Raw genomic sequence first — 23,486 nt, forward strand, 5'->3', positions numbered from 1 at the left:
GCTTCGGTTGGCCATCCGGCCAGCTTGTGCGCGCTCGGGTGACGGCGGAAAGTGAGCGCTATGGATGGCGGGCTGACGCTTGTCTCGATCTGCGCGACATTGGCATCAGCCGGTTCGATGTGGACGCGTCGGCATTCGATCCGGATGCGGTCGGGCGGGCGACCCGACCCGATCGTGCGGCGGCGTTGAAGGCGGCACACCAGGCGGTGGCTCACGATCGCTGGTTTCGCGAGCAGGTGCAGCAGGCGCTGGATGACCCGCGTGCGTCGATTCCGGACGCCGAAGTCAGCGCCGACTTCGCATCGCGCCGTGCGGCGCTGCGTGAGCGGCTTGCAGGCAAGCGCGGGGATGCTGCTTGACCCTCGCGTTGCAGTGGCATCCGAAGGCGTACGAGGATCGCGCCGCGATCATGGAATACATCGGTGAAGACGATCCGCTGGCCGCGCTCGAACTCGACGAACTGCTGGAAGAAAGGGCGGCGGCGTTACCGGCCTATGCGGAGTTGTATCGGCAAGGGCGGGTGGCCGGCACGCGCGACCTGGTGATCGCGCCGAACTATGTGCTCGTCTATCGCATCCGGCCGGCCGAGGGCATCGTGGAGATTCTTCGCGTGCTGCATGCGCGGCGGCAGTGGTCGTGACGCGATATTTGCACCGGCTGATTCACCGGGTGCGGCGGGCCAAGTCCGGAACGGAAAAGACGGCCGGGGCGGCGGGTGTTTTCGAATCGATGTCGGATGGATGACCATGCGCACGACTGGGCGTACATCAACGCGCAGGCCGTGCAAATTCCTGCCGACCTCGCCTATGAACGCAGCGATATCGCGCTGGAAATCAAGCGCGTCGGCGATGAGATCCGTATTCGGCCGGCGCGACGGCCCTTGACCCACGTGCTCGAGAAGTTCGCGAAATTCGGGCCGAATTTCATGGCCGAAGGGCATGGCAACCAGGAGCAGGCCGAACGCAAGGATGGGTGATTGTGCACCCGACGGTCATGCGAGACGCGGAGCGTCCTCCATGACCGCCGGGTCGGACATCAGCACTCGACGATATTCACCGCCAGCCCGCCGCGCGACGTTTCCTTGTACTTGGTCTTCATGTCGGCGCCCGTCTCGCGCATCGTCTTGATCACGGAGTCGAGCGACACGTAGTGCGAGCCGTCGCCGCGCAGCGCCATGCGCGCCGCGTTGACGGCCTTTACCGACGCCATCGCGTTGCGCTCGATGCACGGGATCTGCACCATCCCGCCGACCGGGTCGCAGGTCAGGCCGAGGTTGTGTTCCATCCCGATCTCGGCCGCGTTCTCGACCTGCTGCGGCGTGCCGCCGAGCACGGCCGCGAGCGCGCCGGCCGCCATCGAGCAGGCCACCCCGACTTCACCCTGGCAGCCCACTTCCGCGCCCGAAATCGATGCGTTGAGCTTGTAGAGGATGCCGATCGCGGCGGCCGTCAGCAGGAAGTCGATTACGCCCTGTTCGTTCGCGCCGGGCGTGAAGCGCGTGTAGTAGTGCAGCACGGCGGGGATGATGCCGGCCGCGCCGTTGGTCGGCGCGGTGACGACGCGGCCGCCGGCCGCGTTTTCCTCGTTGACCGCGATCGCGTACAGGTTGATCCAGTCGATCATCGACAGCGGGTCCTGGAGCGCGCGCTCCGGGCTGCCCGTCAGCGTGCGGTACAGCTGCGGCGCGCGGCGCTTGACCTGGAACGGGCCGGGCAGGTTGCCGTCGGCGTCGGGATTGCCGATCCCGCAGCCGCGCGACACGCACGACTGCATCACGGCCCAGATCTTCAGCAGCCCGTCGCGCGTTTCTTCGTCGGTGTGCCACGCGCGCTCGTTTTCCCACATCAGCTGCGCGATCGACTTGCCGGTCGACGCGGTCAGCGCGAGCAGCTCCGCGCCGGTGCGGAACGGGTGCGTCATCTGCTCGGCCGCGCTCAGCACCTTGGTGTTCGGTGCGCCGGCCGTCACGACGAAGCCGCCGCCGACCGACAGATAGGTACGCTCGACCAGCACCGCGCCGTTCGCGTCGCTCGCGCGCAGCTTCATCCCGTTCGGATGTTCGGGCAGCGCCTGGCGGTAGAACGCGATGTTCTCCTTCAGCACGAACGGCACCGGGTGCGTGCCGAGCAGCGCGAGTTGCTTCGTCTTGCGGACGTCTTCGAGCCGCGCGTCGATCGTGTCGGGATCGACGGTGTCGGGCGCGTCGCCGAGCAGGCCGAGCATCACGCCGCGGTCGGTGCCGTGGCCCTTGCCGGTGGCGCCCAGCGAGCCGTACAGCTCGACCTTCACATGGGCCGTCGCGGCGAGCAGCCCGTCACGCTCGAGGCCCTGGACGAACATCAGCGCCGCGCGCATCGGTCCGACCGTGTGCGAACTGGACGGGCCGATGCCGATCTTGAAGAGGTCAAACACGCTGACTGCCATTTCGATACCTGCCTTGCTGTAAGAATGGTGCTAGCGCGCCTGCAATGGCAGGCACGCGGCGAGCCATGCGGGCGGCGTTGGGGAAAGCTGCTGCGCGACGCGGGCATAGCGCCCGTCGAGCCGCGCGGCCAGATGAAAGAGTTCGGTGGCGTTTTTCGGGTCCCACTGCCCCGTGTAACCCGGCAAGCCGGCCTCGCGGCGCTTCGCGTCGAACGGCACCGGCGAATTCACGAATTCCTCGTGGGTTTTCTCGCCGAGCGCGTACGGCACGAGCCAGTCGAGCGCGGCCGCGAGCGTCGCGCCGTTCGCGCCGCGCTCGCGCAGCCAGTTGCGGTTGAAGCGTCGCGCGGCGAGCGCGGCCGTCACCAGCGGCTGTAGATCGTAGACCGCGTAATGCAGCGCATCGCGTTCCTCGAAATCCCAGGTCTTGCCGTCCGGGCCGATGTTGTCGGCGAGATGCTCGACGAACAGCCGCTGCGCGGCGTTCATCATCTTGCGGTCGCCGAGCGTGAACGCGGACAGCGCGATCAGCTTGATCCGGTGGCTCTGCCAGTTGTTGCGCCAGGTGCCGGTGAGCGGGCGCTTCTGTGCGTCGACCTGCGCGACGTAGCCGGCGCCGAGCTTCGCGATGAACGCGGCGGTCGCGTTGCGCGTCTTCACCGGCAGCGCGCTCGCGGTCATGTCGTACGCGACGATCAGGCTGTCGAAGCGCGTCTCGTCGATCGGGTTGAAGCTCGGCTGGTAGGTCGAAACCCACGCGGACAGGAAGCGGTCGACGAGTTGCAGGTAGCGCGGCGCGTTCGTCACGCGCCACGCGAGCGCCGCATCGCGCATCAGGTCCATGTCCTTGAGCGCGGCTTCGCTCTGGTCGTAGATGCCTTCATGCGGCAGCGTGCCCTCGGTGTGCACGCGCGCCATGGCCTTCGGCTGCTCGCCGATGCGCGCGTCGACGCTGCGAATCAGCGCCTGCACGCCCGGCTCGGCGTGCGTCGTCTCGCTCGACTGCAGCGCCGGCGCCGCGCAGAAATTCATCGCGGCGAGCGCATTGCCGGACACGCCGAGGCCGGCGGCGGCAAGCGACAGCGATGCGACGAGCATCGGCACGTTGCGGCCTGCGCGCGGCCGCCGCGCCGTTGCACCCTGGCCCGGAAACATCGGACGCACCATGCGGAACTCCTTCATTGGCTGGATCGCGTGTGATGTTAGCCGGATTGGCGGGTGAGCGTGAAACGGTTGGCCGGGCGGCGAACGTAAAACCGCACGCAACCGCTGGCTGCGTGCGGTGGGGTCACGGTCGGACGCTCCGGCGCGAGGCGGGCGTTATGCGTAATCCGACATCGGCACGCACGAGCAGAACAGGTTGCGGTCGCCGTACGCGTTGTCCGCGCGGCCGACCGGCGGCCAGTACTTGTTCGTGCCGAGCGACGCGACCGGGTACGCGGCCTGCTCGCGCGAGTACGCGTGCGGCCATTCGTTCGCGGTGACGACGGCCGCCGTGTGCGGCGCGTGGCGCAGCGGGTTGTCCTCGCGATCGGCGCGGCCTTCCTCGACCGCGCGGATTTCTTCGCGGATCGCGATCATCGCGGCGATGAAGCGGTCGAGTTCTTCCTGCGATTCCGATTCGGTCGGCTCGACCATCAGCGTGCCCGGCACCGGGAAGCTCATCGTCGGCGCGTGGAAGCCGTAGTCCATCAGGCGTTTCGCGACGTCGTCGACGCTGATGCCGCTCGTTTCCTTGATCGGACGCAGGTCGAGAATGCACTCGTGCGCGACCAGCCCGCCCGGGCCCGAATACAGCACCGGATAGTGCGGCGCGAGGCGCTTCGCGATGTAGTTCGCGTTGAGGATCGCGGTTTCCGTCGCGGCGGTCAGGTTCTTCGCGCCCATCATCGCGATGTACATCCACGAGATCGGCAGGATCGACGCCGAGCCGTACGGCGCGGCCGACACCGCGCCGATGCCGTCTTCCGCGCGGGCGTAGCCGGTCGAGCGCTGGTTCGGCAGGAACTGCGCGAGGTGCGCGCCGACCGCGACCGGGCCGACGCCCGGGCCGCCGCCGCCGTGCGGGATGCAGAAGGTCTTGTGCAGGTTCAGGTGCGACACGTCGCCGCCGAACTGGCCGGGCGCGGTCAGGCCGACCATCGCGTTCATGTTCGCGCCGTCGACGTACACCTGGCCGCCGTGCGCGTGGACGATCTCGCAGATCTCGCGGACGTTCTGCTCGAACACGCCGTGCGTCGACGGATACGTGATCATGATCGCCGCGAGGTTCGCCGAATGCTGCTCGGCCTTCGCCTTCAGGTCGGCGATGTCGACGTTGCCCTGCGCGTCGCACGCGACGACCACGACCTTCATGCCGGCCATGTGCGCGGACGCCGGGTTCGTGCCGTGCGCGGATGCCGGGATCAGGCACACGTCGCGATGGCCTTCGCCGCGCGATGCGTGGTACGCGTGGATGATCAACAGGCCCGCGTACTCGCCCTGCGAGCCTGCGTTCGGTTGCAGCGACACGGCCGCGTAGCCGGTGGCCGCGACGAGCATCTGTTCGAGCTGGTCGATCATCTCGCGGTAGCCGACGGTCTGCTCGGCCGGCGCGAACGGATGGATGCCGCCGAACTCGGGCCACGTGACGGGCAGCATTTCCGACGTCGCGTTCAGCTTCATCGTGCACGAGCCGAGCGGGATCATCGAGCGGTCGAGCGCGAGATCCTTGTCCGACAGGCTGCGCAGGTAGCGCAGCATTTCGGTTTCGGAATGGTGGCGGTTGAACACGGGGTGCGTCAGGTACGCGCTCGTGCGCTCGAGGCCGGCCGGCAGCGCGGCGACGCCGCCGAGGCCCGCGTCCAGCGCATCGACGGCCGGCGCGGTGCCGCCCGCGGCCTGCGCGAACACGTCGAGGAGATCGGCGAGGTCGTCGCGCGTCGTCGTTTCGTCGACCGATACGCCGACTTGCGTGTCGCTCACGCGGCGCAGGTTGATGCGCTTCGCGTTCGCGAATGCGTGAATCTGCGCGGTGCGCGCGCCGGTGTCGATCGTCACCGTGTCGAAGAACGTGTCGTTGACGGTCGCGAAGCCGAGCTGCTTCACGCCGGCGGCGAACAGCGCCGCGATGCGGTTCACGCGCAGCGCGATCGTCTTCAGGCCGTGCGGGCCGTGGTAGACCGCGTACATGCTGGCCATGATCGCGAGCAGCGCCTGCGCGGTACACACGTTCGACGTCGCCTTCTCGCGGCGGATGTGCTGTTCGCGCGTCTGCAGCGCGAGGCGCAGCGCGGGCTTGCCCTGCGCGTCGACCGTCACGCCGACGAGGCGGCCCGGCATCTGGCGCTTGAATTCGTCGCGCACGGCCATGTAGGCGGCGTGCGGACCGCCGAAGCCCATCGGCACGCCGAAGCGCTGCGTGTTGCCGATCGCGACGTCCGCGCCCCATTCGCCGGGCGGCGTCAGCACGGTCAGCGCGAGCAGGTCGGCCGCGACGACCACGTGGCCGCCGGCCGCGTGGATCGCTTCGGTGAGCGCGCGGTAGTCGCGCACGTCGCCGTTCACGCCCGGGTACTGCAGCAGCACGCCGAATGCGTTCGCTTGAGCTGCTTCGGCGGCCGGGCCCGTCTTCACGTCGATGCCGATCGGCAGCGCGCGCGTGCGGATCACTTCGACGGTTTGCGGCAGCACGTCGTCGGCGACGTAGAACACGTTCGACTTCGGCTTGCCGGTGCGCTGCAGCAGCGTCATCGCTTCGGCCGCGGCGGTGGCTTCGTCGAGCAGCGATGCGTTCGAGATCGCGAGACCCGTCAGGTCGGCGACCATCTGCTGGAAGTTCAGGAGCGCCTCGAGGCGGCCCTGGGAAATTTCGGGCTGGTACGGCGTGTAGGCCGTGTACCACGCCGGGTTTTCGAGCACGTTGCGCAGGATCACGGCCGGCGTATGCGTGTCGTGGTAGCCCTGGCCGATATACGAGCGGAACACCTGGTTCTTGTCCGCGAGCGCACGCAGCGCGGCGAGCGCTTCGGCCTCGCTCTTCGGCTGCGCGAACGGGCCGAGCGGCAGCGTTTCGGCGCGACGGATCGAGGCCGGGATCACGGCGTCGATCAGCGCGGCGCGCGACGCGAAGCCGAGCGTGTCGAGCATGGCCTGCTGGCTGGCGGCGTCGGGGCCGATGTGGCGTTCGGCGAACGCGTCGTGCGTTTCGAGCGCGGCGAGCGAGAGGGGCGTGCGGTTCATCAGGCGGTCCGGGTGTTCGAGCTTCATGGCGTGACTCTGGTCCCGCGCGGGCCGGCTGCCCGGCCGCACGCGGTTCGGGTAAGGAAAATTAGTCGATCAGCTTGCTGTACGCGTCGGCGTCGATCAGCTTGTCGGTCGATGCGCCGTCCGCGAGCTTGATCTTGAACAGCCACACGCCGTATGCGTCGCTGTTCACTTCTTCCGGCGCATCGGTGGCGGCTTCGTTGACGGCGACGATCTCGCCGGACACCGGCGAGTAGATGTCGGATGCCGCCTTCACCGATTCGACGACGCCGACGGCGTCGCCCGCGCTCACCGACTTGCCGACTTCGGGCAGCTCGAGGAAGACGATGTCGCCGAGCGTGCTCTGCGCGTGATCGGTGATGCCGACCGTCAGCGTGCCGTCCGCCTCGGTGCGGATCCACTCGTGTTCGTCGGTGTACTTCAGATCGGCCGGGACGTTGCTCATCGGATGCTCCTGGATAAAAGGTGTGTTCGTTTTGCTGGCGCGCCGCCATGGTGCGCCGGATGGGGTTGCGCCGGGCGCCATCTCCCGGCTGGCCGGGAGGCGGCCCGGCCGCCTCCCGGTCGTTACGCAGCGAGGACCTTGCCGTTGCGCACGAACGGCAGTTTTACCACGCGCGCGGGAAGATTCTTGTCTCGAATTTGCACCTGGACGATGTCGCCGATCTGGACGGCCGCCGGCACGCGCGCGAACGCGATCGATTCCTGCATCGACGGCGAGAACGTGCCGCTCGTGATCTCGCCTTCGCCGTGCGGCGTGACGACCTTCTGGTGCGCGCGCAGCACGCCGCCCGCCTTGCCGTTTTCCTTCTGCAGGATCAGGCCGACGAACGCGGCGCGCGTGCCGTTGGCTTCCAGCGCGGCGCGGCCGACGAAGTCGCGCGGCGCGGTGAGGTCGACCGTCCACGCGAGGCCCGCGTCGAGCGGGGAGACGGTGTCGTCCATGTCCTGGCCGTACAGGTTCATGCCGGCCTCGAGGCGCAGCGTGTCGCGCGCGCCGAGCCCGCACGGCCGCACGCCGTTTTGCTGCAGCGCATCCCACAGCGCGACGACGTGCACGGCCGGGACGATCACTTCGAAGCCGTCTTCGCCGGTGTAGCCGGTGCGCGCGACGGTGAGATCGCCGAACGGCGTGCCGGCGACCTGCGCGGCGTTGAACGGCTTGAGCTCGCTGGTGGCGGCGCGCGCGGCGGGCACTGTCGCCCAGACCTTTTCGCGGGCGTTCGGACCCTGCACGGCGACGATCGCGAAATCGCGGCGCGGCGCGATCGTCAGGCCGTAGCCGCCTTGCTCGTTCAGCTGGTTGAACCACGCGATGTCTTTCTCGGCGGTGCCGGCGTTGACGACCACGCGGAAGAATTCTTCGGTGAAGTAGTAGACGATCAGGTCGTCGATGACGCCGCCCTGCGGGTTGAGCAGGCACGAGTAGAGCGCCTTGCCGGGCGTCTTGAGCTTGCCGACGTGGTTCGCGATCGCATGCTCGAAGAATGCGCGCACGCGGCTGCCGGTGAAATCGACGACGCACATGTGCGACACGTCGAACATGCCGGCGTCGGTGCGCACGGCCGCGTGTTCTTCGATCTGCGAGCCGTAGTTGACGGGCATGTCCCAGCCGCCGAAGTCGACCATGCGGGCATTGAGCGCGCGGTGCGCGGCGTTGAGCGGGGTGTGATTCAGTGCAGTCATCGAGGCCTCAGGCAAGGCGCTTGCGCGCGGATCAGAACGGCCATGTGCCGACCGCCGCGGCCGATGGCCTCGAGCGATCCGGTACATGCCCCTCTGTCCTCGATACCTGAGAGATTGCGCTGCGGGCCAAGCCCGGCGAACGCGCGCCCCTTCGGTGGGCAGCTTGCCCGCGCAGCCAATGCGCTGCGGGCTACTGCCGCTCTCCAGAGTGCGGGGAGTGTCGTGCGCGCAGTGCGCGGACGCGGTTCCCCGACGCGGTCGGTCCTTTTGCCTGAGAGTTTGCGGGTGTGCCCCTTCGGCGGCGCAACCGGTGTCGGAACGACCCGGTCACACGCTCTCCCGACGCGTGCGGGCGACTGTACGCGAGCGGGTCGGCATTGTCAATTTGAGCAAAAGAATGTCGCTTCGCGACAAGCGGCGGCGGCCGGCGCCGCCGCTTTTCTCCGCTCCGGCGGGCGCCGGCGCGTCACTCGCCGATCGCGCGTGCGGCCGTGTCGAGTTCCTGGTTCAGCACCCGCTGCTCGTCGCCGGACAGGCCGCCGTTGTGCTGGGCCGACATGTCGTTCGCTTCCTGGCGGATCACGTCGAGGCGGTGGTGCAACTGCGCGCCGTACGGCGGCGGGTAGTAGCCGCCGTTCACGCGCGCGTCGATCCGGCGATGCAGATTGTCGATCCGGCCCTGGACCTCCTGCATGCGGTCGTTCGCGACGACCTGCGGATTCGGTCGCGGCGGCGGAGGCGCCTGCCGGACCGGCCGCTGCGGTTGCACGACACACGCCGCGAGCGAGGAAACCAGGACGCAGCATGCCGCTGCGCGAATCAACCGTTGCATCACATTCTCCTGACGGATAAGTGTCGAATCGACATTTTGAGAAACGCGTCAGACCGGACGACCGCTGACTTTCGTTCCCGCACCATTTGTAACGGAATGTTGGGAGCCGGGCCGACGGGGCGGTGTGGCGGCAGACGCAGCGCCGACGCCGACGCGTGGCGGCGTGGCGCGGTGGGCGGCCGGGGCGGCACCGGCCCGCCCGGCGGCCATCAGACGCTACGGCGCACGAACGGCACCCGGCGGCCGTCGTGTTCGCTCTGCGCGGCGAGCTCGATGATCGTCATCACGTCGACCGCGTCCTGCGCTGTGACCGGGAACGGCGCGCCGTCGCGGATCGACGCGGCGAGCGCGCGGTAGAACTCCGCGTACTGGCCGTCGAGCGTCGGCACCGGACGTTCGACTTCGAGGTCGCCGTCGAGCACGCGCAGCAGGCCGGGCGGGTTGCCGCCGCCGAATTCGACGTCGTCGGCGGTGAGGCCGGCCTTGAGCTGGTCTTCCTGCGTGTCGAGCCCGAACTTCTGATAGCTGCCGCGCGTGCCGTGCAGCGTGAAGCGCGCGGGTTCGATCGCCGACAGCGCGCTTGCATGCAGCGCGACGTCCTTGTCCGGATAGCCGAGCAGCAGGTGCACGAAATCGGGCGCCGTGCCGTTGTCGCGGCGCGTCTTGACGGTGGCGCTCACCGTTTCCGGCGTGCCGAACAGCGCGAGCGCCTGATCGATCAGGTGCGGGCCGAGGTCGAGCAGCAGGCCGCCGCCGCGGGTCGGCTCCTCGCGCCAGCGCGGGCGTGGCGTCGGCCGGAAGCGGTCGAAGTGCGACGCGAAGTAGGTGAGGCGGCCCAACTCGCCCGATTCGACGACGCGACGCACGGTGAGGAAATCGCCGTCCCAGCGGCGGTTGTGGAACGGCGCGAACAGCCGGCTGCGCGCGTTCGCGAGCCGTGCGAGCGCGAGCGCCTCGTCGGCGGTGAGCGTGACCGGCTTGTCGACGACGACGTGGCGGCCCGCTTCGAGCACCTGGCGTGCGAGCGTGAAGTGCGTGTCGTTCGGCGTGGCGATCACCACGCATTCGATATCGTCGAGGCCGAGCAGCGTGTCGAGGTCGGGGACGATGCGCGCGCCCGGATACGCGGCGTGCGCGCGATCGGACTGACCCGTCGCGATCGCGGCGACTTCAGTGCGGCCGCTCGTGGCGATCACGGGCGCGTGGAACGTCGCGCCGGCGAAACCGAAACCCATCAAACCAATCCTGAGCAATGACGACATGGCAATTCCTGGCTGCGAAGGAAACTAAAGGATGGCGCGCCGGAGCGGCGGCGCGGAGACGACCGGCTATTTTGGCATGGCGCCGCCGCCTGCATAGACGCGTCGGGCGAAACGCGCGATGTGATGCGGCAACTGCGCAAGGAATGCCGGCATTTTGCGCGAGATCGGGTGCCGGGCAGCGCGACTGCCCGGCTTTCGGCTCGGCTCTGCTCGGTTCGCGGCTCTCGGCGTGGCGTGACATGGCGCGCGCCGCGCGGCGAGCCGTGGCGGCCAACCTGCCCGTAGCGTGCCGCGTCATGCGCCCACCCGCTGCCGCACGGCGGCCGCGACCTGCGCGGCCCATACCGCGCACGCCGATGCGCCGGGATGGAAGCCGTCGGCGGCCATCAGGTGACGTTCGAGCGGCAAATCGACCCGGAGGAACGTGCAGTCCGGCTGCGTGCCGGCCCAGCCTGCGAGCACCGCGTTGAGCCGCCTCGCGCGCAGGCCGAGATACCACGCGAGCGGTTGCGGCAGCGCCGGGAAGCGCTCCATCGGCGGCACCGCCGACAGGATCGCGTGCCCGACCTGGAAGCGCGTGGCGAGCAGCCGGACCAGCTCGGCCTGCTGCGCGAGCCAGCGTGCGGGCGGCACGCCGCCCGTCACGTCGTTGACGCCGAGCGACGTGACGGCCACGTCGAACGGCTCGGCCGGCTCGGCGGCGAGCCAGTCGACCAGCTCCCGCGTGGTCAGGCCGGTGCGCGCGAGCAGTTTCCAGCGCACGCGGTGCGTGGCCGCCAGCGCGTTCGCCAGTTGCCCTGCGAGCGCATCGTGCTGCGTCGCGACGCCGACGCCCGCGGCTGCCGAATCGCCGACCACCAGCACGCGCAGCGGCGGGCCGTCGCCGGCCACGCCGTCGCGCGGGCCGGCCGCCTCGGGCAGCCGCGGCGTGACGCGGCGCACGTAGCGCCCCTGCACGAACAGCAGCGGGCCGAGGGCGGCGGTGGCGAACGGGTATCCCATGAGTCGATCCGGCGACGGTTCAGGCAATTGAAGCGGGCCGGCGCGGACGGCGCCGGGGAGTACATATTGTGTCCGATCCCGGCGCGGACGGGGCCAGATTGGCCGAGCGGACAGGCACGACCCCGCCGGACGGACAGGGGGCGCCCGCCCGGCAAGCCTGCCCGCGCCCGTCCGGCCGCGCGCCCGAAATACGTGCCGCCGACGTGTTAACATGCGCGTCCTGCCTGCGTGTCCGCCTGCTTCCCCAGCCTGTCGCGCACGGCATCCTCCCGGCCCTCCGCCGTCAACCAGCAACACCATCCGCCATCATGTCCGCAGGCCTGAATCCCGCTCAGAATGAAGCGGTGCGCTATCTCGACGGTCCCTGTCTCGTGCTCGCCGGCGCGGGCAGCGGCAAGACTCGCGTGATCACGCAGAAGATCGCGCACCTGATCGAAGCGAAAGGCTTCGAGCCGCGCCATATCGCCGCCGTCACGTTCACGAACAAGGCGGCCGCCGAAATGCGCGAGCGCGTGTCGAAGCTGCTGGAAGGCAAGACGCTCACCACGCCCGGCAAGGAAGGCCGCAAGGTGCCCGTCAACCAGCTCACCGTCTGCACGTTCCACTCGCTGGGCGTGCAGATCCTGCGCCAGGAGGCCGAGCACGTCGGGCTGAAGCCGCAGTTCTCGATCATGGATTCGGACGACTGCTTCGGGATGATCCAGGAGCAGCTCGGCACGACCGACAAGGGGCTGATCCGCAAGATCCAGAGCATCATCTCGCTGTGGAAGAACGGCCTGATCATGCCCGACGAGGCGATGGCGACCGCGGCCAACGAGGACGAGCACCAGGCCGCGCTGGTCTACCGCAACTACGTGGCGACGCTGCACGCGTACCAGGCGGTCGACTTCGACGACCTGATCCGCCTGCCGGCCGAGCTGTTCGCGAAGAACGAGCCGGTGCGCGACCGCTGGCAGAACAAGCTGCGCTATCTGCTGATCGACGAGTACCAGGACACCAATGCGTGCCAGTACGAGCTGCTGAAGCAGCTCGCGGGCCCGCGCGCCGCGTTCACGGCGGTCGGCGACGACGACCAGGCGATCTACGGCTGGCGCGGCGCGACGCTCGAGAACCTCGCGCAGCTCGGCAAGGATTTCCCGAAGCTGCACGTGATCAAGCTCGAGCAGAACTACCGGTCGACGGTGCGGATCCTGACCGCCGCGAACAACGTGATCGCGAACAACCCGAAGCTGTTCGAGAAGAAGCTGTGGTCCGAGCACGGGATGGGCGACTCGATCACCGTCACGGCGTGCAACGACGAGGAGCACGAGGCCGAATCGGTCGTGTTCCGGCTGTCCGCGCACAAGTTCGAGCGGCGCGCGCAGTTCCGCGACTACGCGATCCTGTATCGCGGCAACTTCCAGGCACGCATCTTCGAACAGGTGCTGCGGCGCGAGCGGATCCCGTACGTGCTGTCGGGCGGCCAGTCGTTCTTCGACAAGGCCGAGATCAAGGATCTGTGCGCGTACCTGCGGCTGATCGCGAACGCCGACGACGATCCCGCGTTCATCCGCGCCGTCACCACGCCGCGCCGCGGCATCGGCAACACGACGCTCGAGGCGCTCGGCTCGTTCGCGGGGCAGGCGAAGGTGTCGCTGTTCGAGGCCGTGTACATGGGCGGGATCGAGGCGCGGCTGTCGGCGCGCCAGGTCGAGCCGCTGCGGATGTTCTGCGACTTCATCCAGCGCCTGACCGAGCGCGCGGACAAGGAGCCCGCGACCGTCGTGCTCGACGACATGATGGAGGCGATCCACTACGAGGCGTACCTGTACGACGCGTTCGACGAGCGGCAGGCGCAGTCGAAGTGGCAGAACGTGCTCGAATTCCTCGAATGGCTGAAGCGCAAGGGCACCAAGCCCGAGACGGAGGCCGTCGACGGCGAGGCCGAAGGTTTCCACAACGCGGACGGCCTCGCCGATACGGGCAAGAACCTGCTCGGCCTGATCCAGACCGTCGCGCTGATGTCGATGCTCGAAGGCAAGGATGAAGACCCGGACGCCGTGCGGCTGTCGACCGTCCATGCGTCGAAGGGGCTCGAGTATCCGCACGTGTTCCTGGTCGGCGTCGAGGAAGGCATCATGCCGCACCGAGGCGGCAGCGACGACGACGGCCCGATCGACAACGAACGGATCGAGGAGGAGCGCCGGCTGATGTACGTCGCGATCACCCGCGCGCAGCGCAGCCTGCACCTGAACTGGTGCAAGAAGCGCAAGCGGGCGCGCGAGACGGTCGTGTGCGAACCGTCGCGCTTCATCCCGGAGATGGGGCTCGACGAAGCGCCGCCGCCGACGCCGGAAGAAGCGCCGATGTCGCCGAAGGACCGGCTTGCGAGCCTGAAGGCGTTGCTGCAGAAGTGATGGGTGCGGCGCTGCCTTAGTCACGGCGCGATGAACCGGCGACACCAAAACGAAACCCCCGCGATTCAAAGGCGTCGCGGGGGTTTTTTACGGATGGCCGTACGGGCGCGTTACTTCGCCGCGTTGACCATGTAGTCGACGGCCGCCTTCACGTCGGCATCCGACGCGTTCGACCCGCCCTTCGGCGGCATCGCGCCCTTGCCGTGCAGCGCGTAGTTGTAGACCGTATCCATCGATTCCTTCAGGCGCGGCGCCCAGTCTGCCTTGTTGCCGAACTTCGGTGCGCCGAGCACGCCGGCTGCATGGCAGGCCTGGCAGGTCGACGCGTACAGCGCCTTGCCGGCCATTGCTGCATCGGCGCCCGCCGGGGCGGCCGCGGGCTTTTCGCCGGCCTTCGGGATCGCGGCGATCGCGGCCATGGCCGCGGCGGCCTGCGCGTTCGATGCGTCGGCGCCCGACGCGGGGGCGCCGCTGGCGGGCTGCGCGGCGTTGGCGGCCGGCGCGGCCGGTTCGGGGAAGTTCGCGCCGTCGTTGTTGGCCATGTAGACGATCGCGCGGGCGATTTCATAGTCGCTGACGTCGTCGGGGCTCGTGCCGCCGCGCGCCGGCATCGCGCCCTTGCCCGCGAGGGCCGTCTTCAGCAGCGTGTCGAAGCCTTGCGAGATGCGCGGCGCCCAGTCGTCCTTGTTGCCGAACTTCGGCGCGCCGGCGGCGCCGGTGCCGTGGCAGGTCACGCAGACGGCCTTGTAGACTTCCTCGCCGGTCTTGTACGTGCGGGGCGCGTTGGCGTCCTTCACGTCGACCTTCGCGATCGGCGCGATACGGGCGGCGACCTGCTGGTCGGATAGCGCGTCGGTGCCGGCGCCGGAGCGGAATGCATGGTTCGCGTAATTGGCGAACAGGACGATCAGGACGATCGGAATCGCGAACGACGCGATGATGACGGCAATCAGCTGCCCGGGGGTTTTGACGGGAGATTCGTGGGGTGCTTCGCTCATGCTTGCCTCGTCTCCATGAATAGGAATTGTGAGCGCGGTGCAACGGCAAAATGGCAGTCCAATGAAGCACGGACGATTATAGACGGAACGTTTACATCACGGCGAGCGGCGCGATGGCGCGTGTTTACCCGCACGCAGGGCCGTCCGGCGGCGATTCGGCGGGCGAGGTGGACGCGTCTTGGGAAACCGGGTATCCTTGCCGTCTTGCCAATCGTGGGCGGCCTGTATATGGGGTCGCTTCACTGTCTCACGCGCCCGTAGCTCAATGGATAGAGTACTGCCCTCCGAAGGCAGGGGTTGCTGGTTCGATCCCAGCCGGGCGCGCCAAGCCTAGTCAGGCTCTCAGCGGTTTCCTTCCTTCGTCGTGCAGTACCGTTGCAGCTAGATTGCAGCCGGAATCGGCGCGGGCTCGGCCGTGAGCGGCGCGACGCTGTGCGCCAGATGATCGGCTGACAGGTGAGCGTACCGCTGCACCATTTCCATCGTCTCCCATCCGCCCGGTCCCTTCAGCACTTGCAGCGGCGTGCCGCGTCGCACGTGCCAGCTTGCCCAGGTGCCGCGCAGGTTGTGCCCGCGGAAGTCACTGATACGTGCACGCTTCGACGTCTTTCGCCAGGTTTCGGTCGCGTCTGCGCCGCGATCGCGTCGAGCGAACGCGCGAGCGTGCCCTTCGTGCCGGCGCGGCCGATTGCTGCCCGCACGTCGGTGATGAGGAACGGACGGTTCTCGCCGGCCGACCGACTGCGGCGAGCGTGCGTCCTGCGGCGGGCAGCAGACGGGCATTTGCTGAAGAACAACAGGCAAGTCACCGGTCGCAACATGTAGTCCAAACTCGTCGGCATCGAATATTCAATCGATCTCGATTTTCGTCCATGTGTAATCAAGTGTAATTGAGATCGAGAGGCCATTTGTCTATTTTATATCCAGGTGAGAACCGATAAGGGTGGCTTGCCGATACCTTTGGATCGCGGGTCGCTCTGGCCTTGCAATTCAAGGGGGTTTTAAGAAGGACGAGGCCGATTATTTTCTCAATTATCTTAAGGAAAATATCATGAGTGACGTGATCATTGAATTCGCCGCGGATCGGAGCCGCTGCATCGGCGTTGTGCCCGATTCTGGCCAGGGCGGCTTTGTAGGTCCCAACTCGCCGTTGGCACTGCGCTATCTGACCGAACAGGATGTACTAAACGTGTGGCATTTTCGTGCCAGCCCAGGGTTCTTCATTCTCGATTTCACCAGTCCTGACTCTCCAGCGGAGCAGTTGGCGATCGATTTTAAGGACGGAAAGGTTGCTGCCGAGACACCGCTCGTCGTGCGTAAATTTACCGGTGCGGTATCTCAGCGGTGGAGCCTGACTATGCGCCCGGGATATATCACGTCGGTGGCAAATCCGAATCTCGTGATCGACGACCACTTCGACAGTTTGCAAGGCAACAACGTCATTTGGGCGTTTGCCTATAACGGGACTCAGGCGCAGCAGTGGAGAGTCACCAAGGTGCTGGATGCGTTAGCCGCCAAAGCGCCCCAATACGCGTAATTGATTTTTCGGGCCGCGGTCGTCGCCGTTCCGGCCGACATTGCCATCGCATCACATCGAAGGGGCTCTTGGGCCCCTTCGATGTGAGTGAATCCAGGTGTCGAATTCCCCGATCCGTTTTCCTGAAGTCGTCCAGGCGTAGCGTCACCGCACGGTATCGCGCCGTCATTTCCCCCGCTATTCCCCCGCCTTTCCATTGTGCGAGAATCGCCCGCAACCACAACTCCAAGCGTTGATCGCGGCGGCCGTCCGCGCATCGCGCCGACTCCGATGGCTGCCATTCCGCCCACCCCGACCGCAGTCGCTGCCTGCGCGCTGACCGACGCGCAGCAGGCGCTGCTCGCGCGTCTGAACACCTATTCTCCCGACGATCCGCACGCGCCGCTGCCATACAGCCGCCGCCTTGCCGAAGCCGAAGGCTGGTCGCATGCGCACGCGCTGGCCGTGATCGAGGAGTACAAGCGTTTCGCGTTTCTCGCGCAGGCGGCCGGGCACCCGGTCACGCCGTCGGTCGCGGTCGATGCCGCGTGGCATTTCCACCTGCAGTACACGCTCGAATACTGGGACGTCTTCTGCGCCGGCGTGCTGCGTGCGCGACTGCATCACATGCCCGCCACGGGCGCGCCGGACGAGGGCGCGGTGTACGCGCAGCGCTATCGCGACACGCTCGACAGCTACCGCCGGCTGTTCGGCTATGAGCCGCCGGAATCGATCTGGCCGCGCCCCGTTGACCGGCCGGCCGAAGCGGTGCCGCCGCAGGCAGATGAGCCGGCCCTCGCGCCGACGCGGAGCACGTGGCGCAACCGGCTGCCGAAACTCGCGTGGCCGGCGGCCGCCGCGAGCGTCGCCGCGACCTGCGCATCGGCGCAAGACTTCGACGTGCTGAACTACACGGGGCCGCAGTTTCTCGCGTTCTACATCCCGGCCTGCGTGGCCGCGCTGCTGTTGATCGGGCTTGCGCAACAGATCGAATACCGGTGCCGGCGCAGGCGCGCATTCTCGTCGGACCTGACGGTCGAGCAGGCCGCGTACCTCGCCGGCGACGAGTCGCGGGTCGTGCAGGTCGCGACGCTGTCGCTCGTTCACGCCGGCGCGATCGAGCTGGCGATGGCCGGGCGACTGGGCGGGCGCGTGCGGCTCGTCGATGCGACACGGGCGGGCGAATACGGGGACGAATGTGAATGGCTGGCCGGGCAGCCTGAGGGGGAGGCCAGCTTCGGCGCGTTCCGTCAGTTGCTGGCGCGTCGCGCTGCCGAGCAGGCGAAATCGTTGCGCGCGCGTGGCTGTTTCTGGGCGCCGGGCGACATGCGGACGGCGCGCATGGCCCGCGCGATCGCGCTGGGGGTGCTCGGCACGGGCGCGGCGAAACTGGTGGTCGGGCTGAGTCGCGGACGGCCGGTCTTGTTACTCGTGATCTGCATGGCGGCGTTCGCGATTGCATACCGCATCGTCGTGGGGCGGCTGACCGGGTTCGGGCGGCCCGGCCTGACGGTCGGCGGGCAGGCGTCGCTCGTCGCCCGACGGATTGTGCGCAGCGACGAACACGACCGGCCGGACGCGTTGCTGTGGACCGCCGCGCTGTTCGGCGCGGGCGCGCTGACCGGCACCGCATGGGCCGCGTATTCGATGGTGCTGATGGAGCCGCCGCCGTTGACGCCGACCGCCGCGCGGGCGGGCGGATCGACCGGTTCGTCCTACAGTTCGAGTGACTCGTCGTCGAGCTGCAGTTCGTCGAGCTGCAGTTCGTCGAGCTCATGCAGCTCAAGCAGTTGCGGCGGCTGTTCAAGCAGCTGAGCACAGGGCGCGCTGCCGGAACAGCGCGCCGGGTCGCCAGCGTCAGGCAAGCGGCACGGCGCGCGTCGAACTACGCGATCGCGGCATCCGCAGGCGTTCGTGCCTGCGCAGCGCGCCCGTCCCCCGCCTCGACGATCAGCGTCCAGTCGAACGCCGGCAGTGCGCAGACTTGCTCGACGGTGGCCGTGTACTCGTGCTCGGGCGCGTGCAGATAGCGCACCTTGTCGGTCCATTCGGGCAGCGGCGCCTGCGACGAGGTCACCACGACCGCCAGCAGATCCTGTTCCGGCCGCCTTGCGATTTCCTGCAGGCTCAGCCGGACCTTGTCGAGGTCGCCTTCGGCGTCCAGGATCAGCGCGCCGGGGATCGGCGCATCCGGCCGGCCGGGCGGGTTGCCGACCGCGCCTTTGTCGATGCACTGCTGATACACATGGCGATAGCGCGGCAGCGCCTGCTGCAGCGCGTGATGCTTGCGGACCTTCGCCTGCGCCGTGCGCGCGAGCCCGCGGCGCAGCGCCGGGTTCGCGATCAGCCGATCGAGCGCGTCGACCCAGGCCTGCGGTTCGTCCGGGACCAGCAGGCCGTCGCAGCCGTCGTGCAGCGCGAGGCGATAGGCTGGCCGGTCGCTGACGATCGACGCGATGCCGGCCGCCGCGTATTCCTGCCACTGGATCGTGCTCGTGCCGGCGTTGTAGTCGTGGTCGGCGAGCGGCAGCAGCGCGACGTCCCAGCGCCGTTCCGGCAGGCGTCGTGCGTGCGCGTCGTAGTCGTGAAGCTCGGGCTCGCACCCGGCGGCCGGGTGGCCGGCCCAGCCTGGCGGGACGTCCGCGCCGACGAAACTCACCTTGACCTTGCCGGGATGGCGTGCGCAGATCGCGTGCAGCGCCGCGTCGACCAGCGCGAAGTTGTCGGCGCGCAGCGACGCGCCGGCGATGCCGATCGTCACGCAGTCGTCGCCGCGCGCCGTCACGGGGCGGTAGAACCGGTCGAAGTCCACGCTGTCGGGCAGCACGTGAACGCGCGGGTGCGACAGCCGGTAGCGGCTGGCGATGAACGGCGTGGATACGATCACGGCGTCCGCGTTGCGCAGCACGAGCTCGATCCCCGCGCGGGCCATCCCGCCTTGCGTGGCGAGCGGATGCGCGGCCGGCAGGTCGGTCAGCAGGTCGTCGGTCTCGTAGATCACCGGCTTTTCATGCTTGAAGATCGTGTACAGGTCGTTGCCCGTCAGCATGCCGGGCGTCAGCCGGTGCAGCAGGATGGCGTCGGCCGTGGCCAGCACGCTGCTGTCGATCTGGCCGTCCCGGATGCCCGGGACGAGTTCCCATTCGTCGTTCAGCAGACCGAACGGCAGCGTGAGGCGAATTCGCGATGACGCGCACGCGTCCGGATCGATCGAGTACACGATCAGGCGCTTGCGGCGCGGTGCGGCGTCCGCCGTCGCGGCGACGGGCGCCAGCGTCCGGTTCTCCGCGAGCAGCCGCGCGTACAGCACGCCGTGGCGCGCGGCGTTGCGGCCGATGTCGTGCTGCGCACGGATCGCATCCTGCGCGGCCGCGGCGAGTTGCGCGCGGGTTTGCGGATGCTCGATCAGGTGCGCGATCGCGTCGACCCACGCGTCGGCGGTGTCGGCGACGAGCCAGCCCGTGCGGCCGTGGACAACCGGGCAGCCTTCCGCCGGCGTGGCGACGAGCACCGTGGCCGCGCCGGCCGCCGAGCATTCGAGCCATGCGCGCGGCGGCGCGTCGTCGTGCAATTTGACCGGCGCCGCGACCAGCGCGATGTCGAGGTCCGCGCGCTTCAGCGCGTCGGCGTAGCTGTCGTAAGGGGCAGGCTCCGCGATCAGCGTGACGTCCGGTTCGCGGTCCCAGCCGGCCGGCAGCGCCGCACCGACGAACGATACCCGGAGCTTCCCCGGAAACCGGCGGCGGAGCTCGACCAGCGCCTGGCGGACCTGCTCGAGACGCACGTCGTCGAGACCGGTGCCGGAAACCGCGAGGTTCACGTGGTCGCGCACGCCGGGCGCCGCGCGGTGCAGACGCTCGAGATCGACGCCGGTCGGCAGCACGTGGACCGATGCGTTGACATGACGGTACTGCCGCGCCAGCGCTTCCGACGGCACGACGAGCGCATGCGCGCGCTGCACGGCGCTGCGGATGCCCGCCTTGCGGCGCGCGTTGTCGGCCGCGCCGGGGATGTCGGCGAGCAGCGTGTCGAGCGGCGTGTCGATCTCGAGGACGACCGGCTTGCCGAGCGAAAACAGGTGTTCCAGCGTGGCGGGAGACAGCAGGCCCGGCGTGTCGCCCTGCAGCACGATCAGGTCAGCGCGCTGCAGCGCGTCGGGATCGATGCCGGCTGGCGTGACAGGGAACGTCAGCGCCCATTCGCGGTCCAGCCGCGCGAACGGCTGCGCGAAGCGCATGCTGGTGCGCGCGTGGTCGGCCGGCTCGGCGGTGACGACCGCGATGCACGAGCGCGGCGCGGACGCGGGCCGTCCCTGGGCGGCGGCGCCCGTCGCGAAGGCCTGCGCATCCAGCGTGTCCGCGTGGGCCTGGGTCCGCTCGACGAAGTTCTGCAACTGCTGCCAGAACGCCTCCTCTTCCTTCAGGTAGACGCTGCGCGCTTCGTGAACGGTGGCCTTCGCGTGGGCGATCTCGTGTTCGTCGAGCCCCCACGCGATGCCCTTGCCGTCCATCACCCACCGGGTCGGCTCCGACAGCGACGCGTCATTCATGATGCACACGACCGGGCAGCCGCACAGCAGCGCTTCGAACACGGCGGTGGACCATTCGTACATGTACACGCACTCGACCTGTCGGAACAGCGCCGCGAGTTCGTGCGCCGAACGTTCCGGCACGCGGGTCGAGATTTCGATCGACTCGGCGGTGACCGGATGCAGCGTGCCGCCGCGCCGCAGGTGGCGATTGATGAAGACGGCCGTGCCGTTGCGGCGGGCGTCGTCGACACCGTCGCTGTTGAAGATGCGCGTGTCGACCAGCGGCATGCGCAGCAGGTCCGCCTGCCATTCTTCGGGCACCAGCGACGGCCCGAACGTGAAGATGAGGTCGTTCGGCTGCAGGGTGATCGGTTCGCCGTTGATGCGGCCGGGCTCGGCCAGCAGGTAGCGTACGACGCAGCGCGCGTTGAACGGATTGCCGGTGACGACGTCCGGGTAGACGACGATCGGGCTGCGATTCGCGCGGGCGTGCGCCTGCACGATGTCGTCGGTCAGCGGCGGCGTGCGCAGGTCAGGATGCACGACCGGCGTGCAGACGTACGCTTCGTGGCCGAGCAGGTTCAGCACGTGGCACAGGTAGTGCATCGCGCGGATCCCGCCGGAGGTTTGCCGGAAATTCGGCGCGAGGATGTAGTACGGGTGGCCGAGTCGCGTAAAAATGCGCGAACCGCCGTGCGCCAGGCCAAGTTTGGGAGTCGTCATCGTTATCGGGTGCGGTAGAAATCGAAGACCACGTCGAGGATGCGATCCTGTTCGGCTTCGGTCATGTCGTGGTAAAGCGGCAGCCGGACGAGCCGGTCGGCGACGAGGTCCGTCACCGCCATGCCGGACCCGCAGCGCCCGTAGCGCTGGCCGGCCGGCGAACTGTGCAGCGGCACGTAGTGGAACACCGCGTTCACGCCCACCGCGCGGATCTGCTGCAGCAACTCGGTGCGTTCGGCGAGGGTGCGTGCGAGGAAATAGAACATGTGGCCGTTGCCGCGCTCGGCGAGCGAAATCGCGGGCAGCTCGATCAGCCCGTCCGCGTGCAGCGGCCGCAGCGCGTCCTGGTAGCGCTGCACGGTCGCGCGCCGCTGCGCGGTGATCACGTCGGCGTGCTCGAACTGCGCGTACAGGAACGCCGCGATCAGCTCGCCCGGCAGGAACGACGAGCCGACGTCGACCCATGTGTACTTGTCCACCTGCCCGCGGAAGAACTGACTGCGGTTGGTGCCCTTCTCGCGGATGATTTCCGCGCGCTCGACGAGGCGCGGGTCGTTGACCAGCAGCGCGCCGCCTTCGCCCGAGATCACGTTCTTGGTCTCGTGGAAGCTGAGGCACGCGAGGTGGCCGAGGCTGCCGAGCGGCTTGCCGTTCCACGACGACTGCAGCGCCTGAGCGGCGTCCTCGATCACCCACAGGTCGTGGTCCGCCGCGAGCTGCCCGATCACGTCCATGTCGCATGCGACGCCCGCGTAGTGCACCGGCACGATCGCGCGCGTGCGCTGGGTGATCGCGGCGGCGATCTGCGTCTCGTCAAGGTTCAGCGTGTCGCGGCGGATGTCGACGAACACCGGCGTCGCGCCGCGCAGCACGAACGCGTTGGCGGTCGACACGAACGTGTAGGACGGCATGATCACTTCGTCGCCGGGCTGCACGTCGGCGAGGATCGCGGCCATCTCGAGCGCGGCCGTGCACGAGTGCGTGAGCAGCGCGCGCTGGCAGCCGATGCGCGCTTCCAGCCAGCGGTGGCAGAGCTTCGTGAACGCCTGGTCGCCGGCGAGGCCGCCCTGCTCGACCGCTTTCGCGATGTAGTAGAGCTCCTTGCCGACCACGAACGGGCGGCCGAACGGAATGACGTCGAGATTGGGTGGGCCGAACATGGTCAGGCTCCGCAGTAAGGGGGGACGTTCGGCCGCGCGACTCGCGCGCGGCGCCGCTCAGATGTCCTTGCGGACGAGAATCGTGAATTCGTACAGGCCGTAGTCGTGCAGCAGCGCGACGTGGCGCGAATAGCGGCGCTTGCAGCGATCGAACAGCGCGCACGGGTCCGCGTAGTACAGGAGGTCCGGGCGCATGAACGGCGGATCGGAATACGACGTCAGGCAGTTGAACGCGAAGCCCAGTCGGCTCGTCGCGTGCAGCGTGTCGAGCGTTGCGTGGATGTAGTCGAGCCATGCGTCGTCGCCGTGACCGCGCCTGACGTTGAAGATGCCGGATGCGATCCCGTAGTCCGACGCGGCCTGCGGCACCGCGCCGACATGAAACGCGACGTTCGCGTCGTCGCGATAGCGCTGCCGCGCGGCGTCGACCATGTCGGACGAGATGTCGTAGCCCGCATACGCGAAGCCGTCCGGCAGCGCACGCGCCTTCAGGAAATCGACCAGCGCGCCGTAGCCGCAGCCGATATCGTTCACCGAGTGGCCGCCGGACTCGGGCAGGATCTTCGTCAGTTGTTCGAAGCGCAGGAACTGGCCGGTTTCGCCGTTCCAGTCGACGCCGCGCGCGGTCGCGCCGTGCTCGGCCAGCCGCGCGCTGTAGTACGCGGCCACTTCTTCCAGCAGGCTCGCATGCCGGGATTCGCTCATGGACAT

General features: G+C 68.5%; 17 protein-coding genes, 1 tRNA gene, 2 pseudogenes and 2 riboswitches. Of the genes and pseudogenes, 7 read left to right on the forward strand and 13 right to left on the reverse strand.

Going from position 1 to position 23,486, the window contains the following annotated elements:
- Nucleotides 1–89 precede the first annotated feature (89 nt).
- The 3 genes and pseudogenes from KR541_RS00720 to KR541_RS00730 all read left to right on the forward strand — a co-directional run.
- Nucleotides 90–359 (forward strand): annotated as a pseudogene (locus tag KR541_RS00720) (antitoxin PaaA2 family protein); the annotation flags it as partial.
- Nucleotides 356–640, forward strand: coding sequence for a type II toxin-antitoxin system RelE/ParE family toxin (locus KR541_RS00725; RefSeq protein ID WP_050015893.1), 285 nt, complete (start codon nt 356–358; stop codon nt 638–640). The pseudogene KR541_RS00720 and the gene KR541_RS00725, both read left to right, overlap by 4 nt.
- Before the next feature lie 96 nt (nt 641–736).
- A complete protein-coding gene (locus tag KR541_RS00730) occupies nt 737–976 on the forward strand; it encodes an antitoxin (RefSeq protein WP_050015894.1) in 240 nt (79 codons plus the stop codon).
- A gap of 59 nt (nt 977–1,035) precedes the next feature.
- Here KR541_RS00730 and KR541_RS00735 read toward each other — a convergent pair whose 3' ends face one another.
- From KR541_RS00735 to KR541_RS00770, 8 genes are all read right to left on the reverse strand, one after another.
- On the reverse strand, nt 1,036–2,424 hold the full coding sequence (locus KR541_RS00735) for an L-serine ammonia-lyase (protein ID WP_050015896.1): 1,389 nt from the start codon (nt 2,422–2,424) through the stop codon (nt 1,036–1,038).
- Between the two features lie 30 nt (nt 2,425–2,454).
- Complete coding sequence (locus KR541_RS00740; RefSeq protein WP_050015898.1) at nt 2,455–3,591, reverse strand: alginate lyase family protein; 1,137 nt, start codon at nt 3,589–3,591, stop codon at nt 2,455–2,457.
- Nucleotides 3,592–3,744: 153 nt separating this feature from the next.
- Entirely contained in the window at nt 3,745–6,672 is a 2,928-nt protein-coding gene (gcvP, locus tag KR541_RS00745) for an aminomethyl-transferring glycine dehydrogenase (protein WP_050015900.1), read from the reverse strand.
- A gap of 61 nt (nt 6,673–6,733) precedes the next feature.
- A complete protein-coding gene (gcvH, locus tag KR541_RS00750; protein ID WP_050015903.1) occupies nt 6,734–7,114 on the reverse strand; it encodes a glycine cleavage system protein GcvH in 381 nt (126 codons plus the stop codon).
- 122 nt (nt 7,115–7,236) lie between these two features.
- On the reverse strand, nt 7,237–8,355 hold the full coding sequence (gene gcvT, locus KR541_RS00755; protein WP_124638029.1) for a glycine cleavage system aminomethyltransferase GcvT: 1,119 nt from the start codon (nt 8,353–8,355) through the stop codon (nt 7,237–7,239).
- An 83-nt stretch (nt 8,356–8,438) separates the two neighbouring features.
- A riboswitch (glycine riboswitch) is annotated at nt 8,439–8,572 on the reverse strand.
- Between the two features lie 32 nt (nt 8,573–8,604).
- Nucleotides 8,605–8,707: riboswitch (glycine riboswitch) on the reverse strand.
- A 114-nt stretch (nt 8,708–8,821) separates the two neighbouring features.
- Nucleotides 8,822–9,187: a hypothetical protein gene (locus KR541_RS00760; protein ID WP_050015906.1), complete on the reverse strand. Its 366-nt coding sequence runs from the start codon at nt 9,185–9,187 to the stop codon at nt 8,822–8,824.
- 209 nt (nt 9,188–9,396) lie between these two features.
- Nucleotides 9,397–10,449, reverse strand: coding sequence for an oxidoreductase (locus tag KR541_RS00765; RefSeq protein WP_124555781.1), 1,053 nt, complete (start codon nt 10,447–10,449; stop codon nt 9,397–9,399).
- A 294-nt stretch (nt 10,450–10,743) separates the two neighbouring features.
- Complete coding sequence (locus tag KR541_RS00770; RefSeq protein WP_050015910.1) at nt 10,744–11,451, reverse strand: SGNH/GDSL hydrolase family protein; 708 nt, start codon at nt 11,449–11,451, stop codon at nt 10,744–10,746.
- 308 nt (nt 11,452–11,759) lie between these two features.
- Between KR541_RS00770 and KR541_RS00775 the strand changes: the two genes are divergently transcribed.
- Nucleotides 11,760–13,847, forward strand: a complete 2,088-nt coding sequence (locus KR541_RS00775; protein WP_089488034.1) for a UvrD-helicase domain-containing protein — start codon at nt 11,760–11,762, stop codon at nt 13,845–13,847.
- 110 nt (nt 13,848–13,957) lie between these two features.
- Here KR541_RS00775 and KR541_RS00780 read toward each other — a convergent pair whose 3' ends face one another.
- Entirely contained in the window at nt 13,958–14,845 is an 888-nt protein-coding gene (locus KR541_RS00780) for a c-type cytochrome (protein WP_089488035.1), read from the reverse strand.
- 251 nt (nt 14,846–15,096) lie between these two features.
- Here KR541_RS00780 and KR541_RS00785 point away from each other — a divergent pair.
- Nucleotides 15,097–15,172: transfer RNA gene (locus KR541_RS00785), tRNA-Arg, on the forward strand.
- Between the two features lie 54 nt (nt 15,173–15,226).
- On the opposite strand, the pseudogene KR541_RS00790 reads toward KR541_RS00785, so the two are convergent.
- Nucleotides 15,227–15,454: pseudogene (locus tag KR541_RS00790) on the reverse strand (tyrosine-type recombinase/integrase); the annotation flags it as partial.
- A gap of 442 nt (nt 15,455–15,896) precedes the next feature.
- Here KR541_RS00790 and KR541_RS00795 point away from each other — a divergent pair.
- On the forward strand, nt 15,897–16,382 hold the full coding sequence (locus tag KR541_RS00795) for an RICIN domain-containing protein (RefSeq protein ID WP_124555798.1): 486 nt from the start codon (nt 15,897–15,899) through the stop codon (nt 16,380–16,382).
- A 270-nt stretch (nt 16,383–16,652) separates the two neighbouring features.
- Nucleotides 16,653–18,176 (forward strand): TIGR04222 domain-containing membrane protein, encoded by a 1,524-nt coding sequence (locus KR541_RS00800; RefSeq protein ID WP_216089313.1) that lies wholly within the window; start codon nt 16,653–16,655, stop codon nt 18,174–18,176.
- Between the two features lie 70 nt (nt 18,177–18,246).
- Here the strand turns inward: KR541_RS00800 and KR541_RS00805 are convergent, their stop codons facing one another.
- Genes KR541_RS00805 through KR541_RS00815 form a run of 3 tightly spaced genes read right to left on the reverse strand, consistent with a single transcriptional unit; the run spans nt 18,247 to nt 23,480 of the window.
- Nucleotides 18,247–21,615 (reverse strand): glycosyltransferase family protein, encoded by a 3,369-nt coding sequence (locus KR541_RS00805; protein ID WP_176016517.1) that lies wholly within the window; start codon nt 21,613–21,615, stop codon nt 18,247–18,249.
- Between the two features lie 2 nt (nt 21,616–21,617).
- Nucleotides 21,618–22,775 carry a dTDP-4-amino-4,6-dideoxygalactose transaminase gene (gene rffA, locus KR541_RS00810; RefSeq protein WP_050015942.1) on the reverse strand — a complete coding sequence of 386 codons (1,158 nt, stop codon included), beginning with the start codon at nt 22,773–22,775 and terminating at the stop codon, nt 21,618–21,620.
- A 57-nt stretch (nt 22,776–22,832) separates the two neighbouring features.
- A complete protein-coding gene (locus KR541_RS00815; protein ID WP_050015944.1) occupies nt 22,833–23,480 on the reverse strand; it encodes a class I SAM-dependent methyltransferase in 648 nt (215 codons plus the stop codon).
- Between the last annotated feature and the right edge of the window lie 6 nt (nt 23,481–23,486).

Origin of the sequence: Burkholderia sola, assembly GCF_905400185.1 — a bacterium.
In the GTDB taxonomy this organism is placed as follows: Bacteria; Pseudomonadota; Gammaproteobacteria; order Burkholderiales; family Burkholderiaceae; genus Burkholderia; species Burkholderia sola.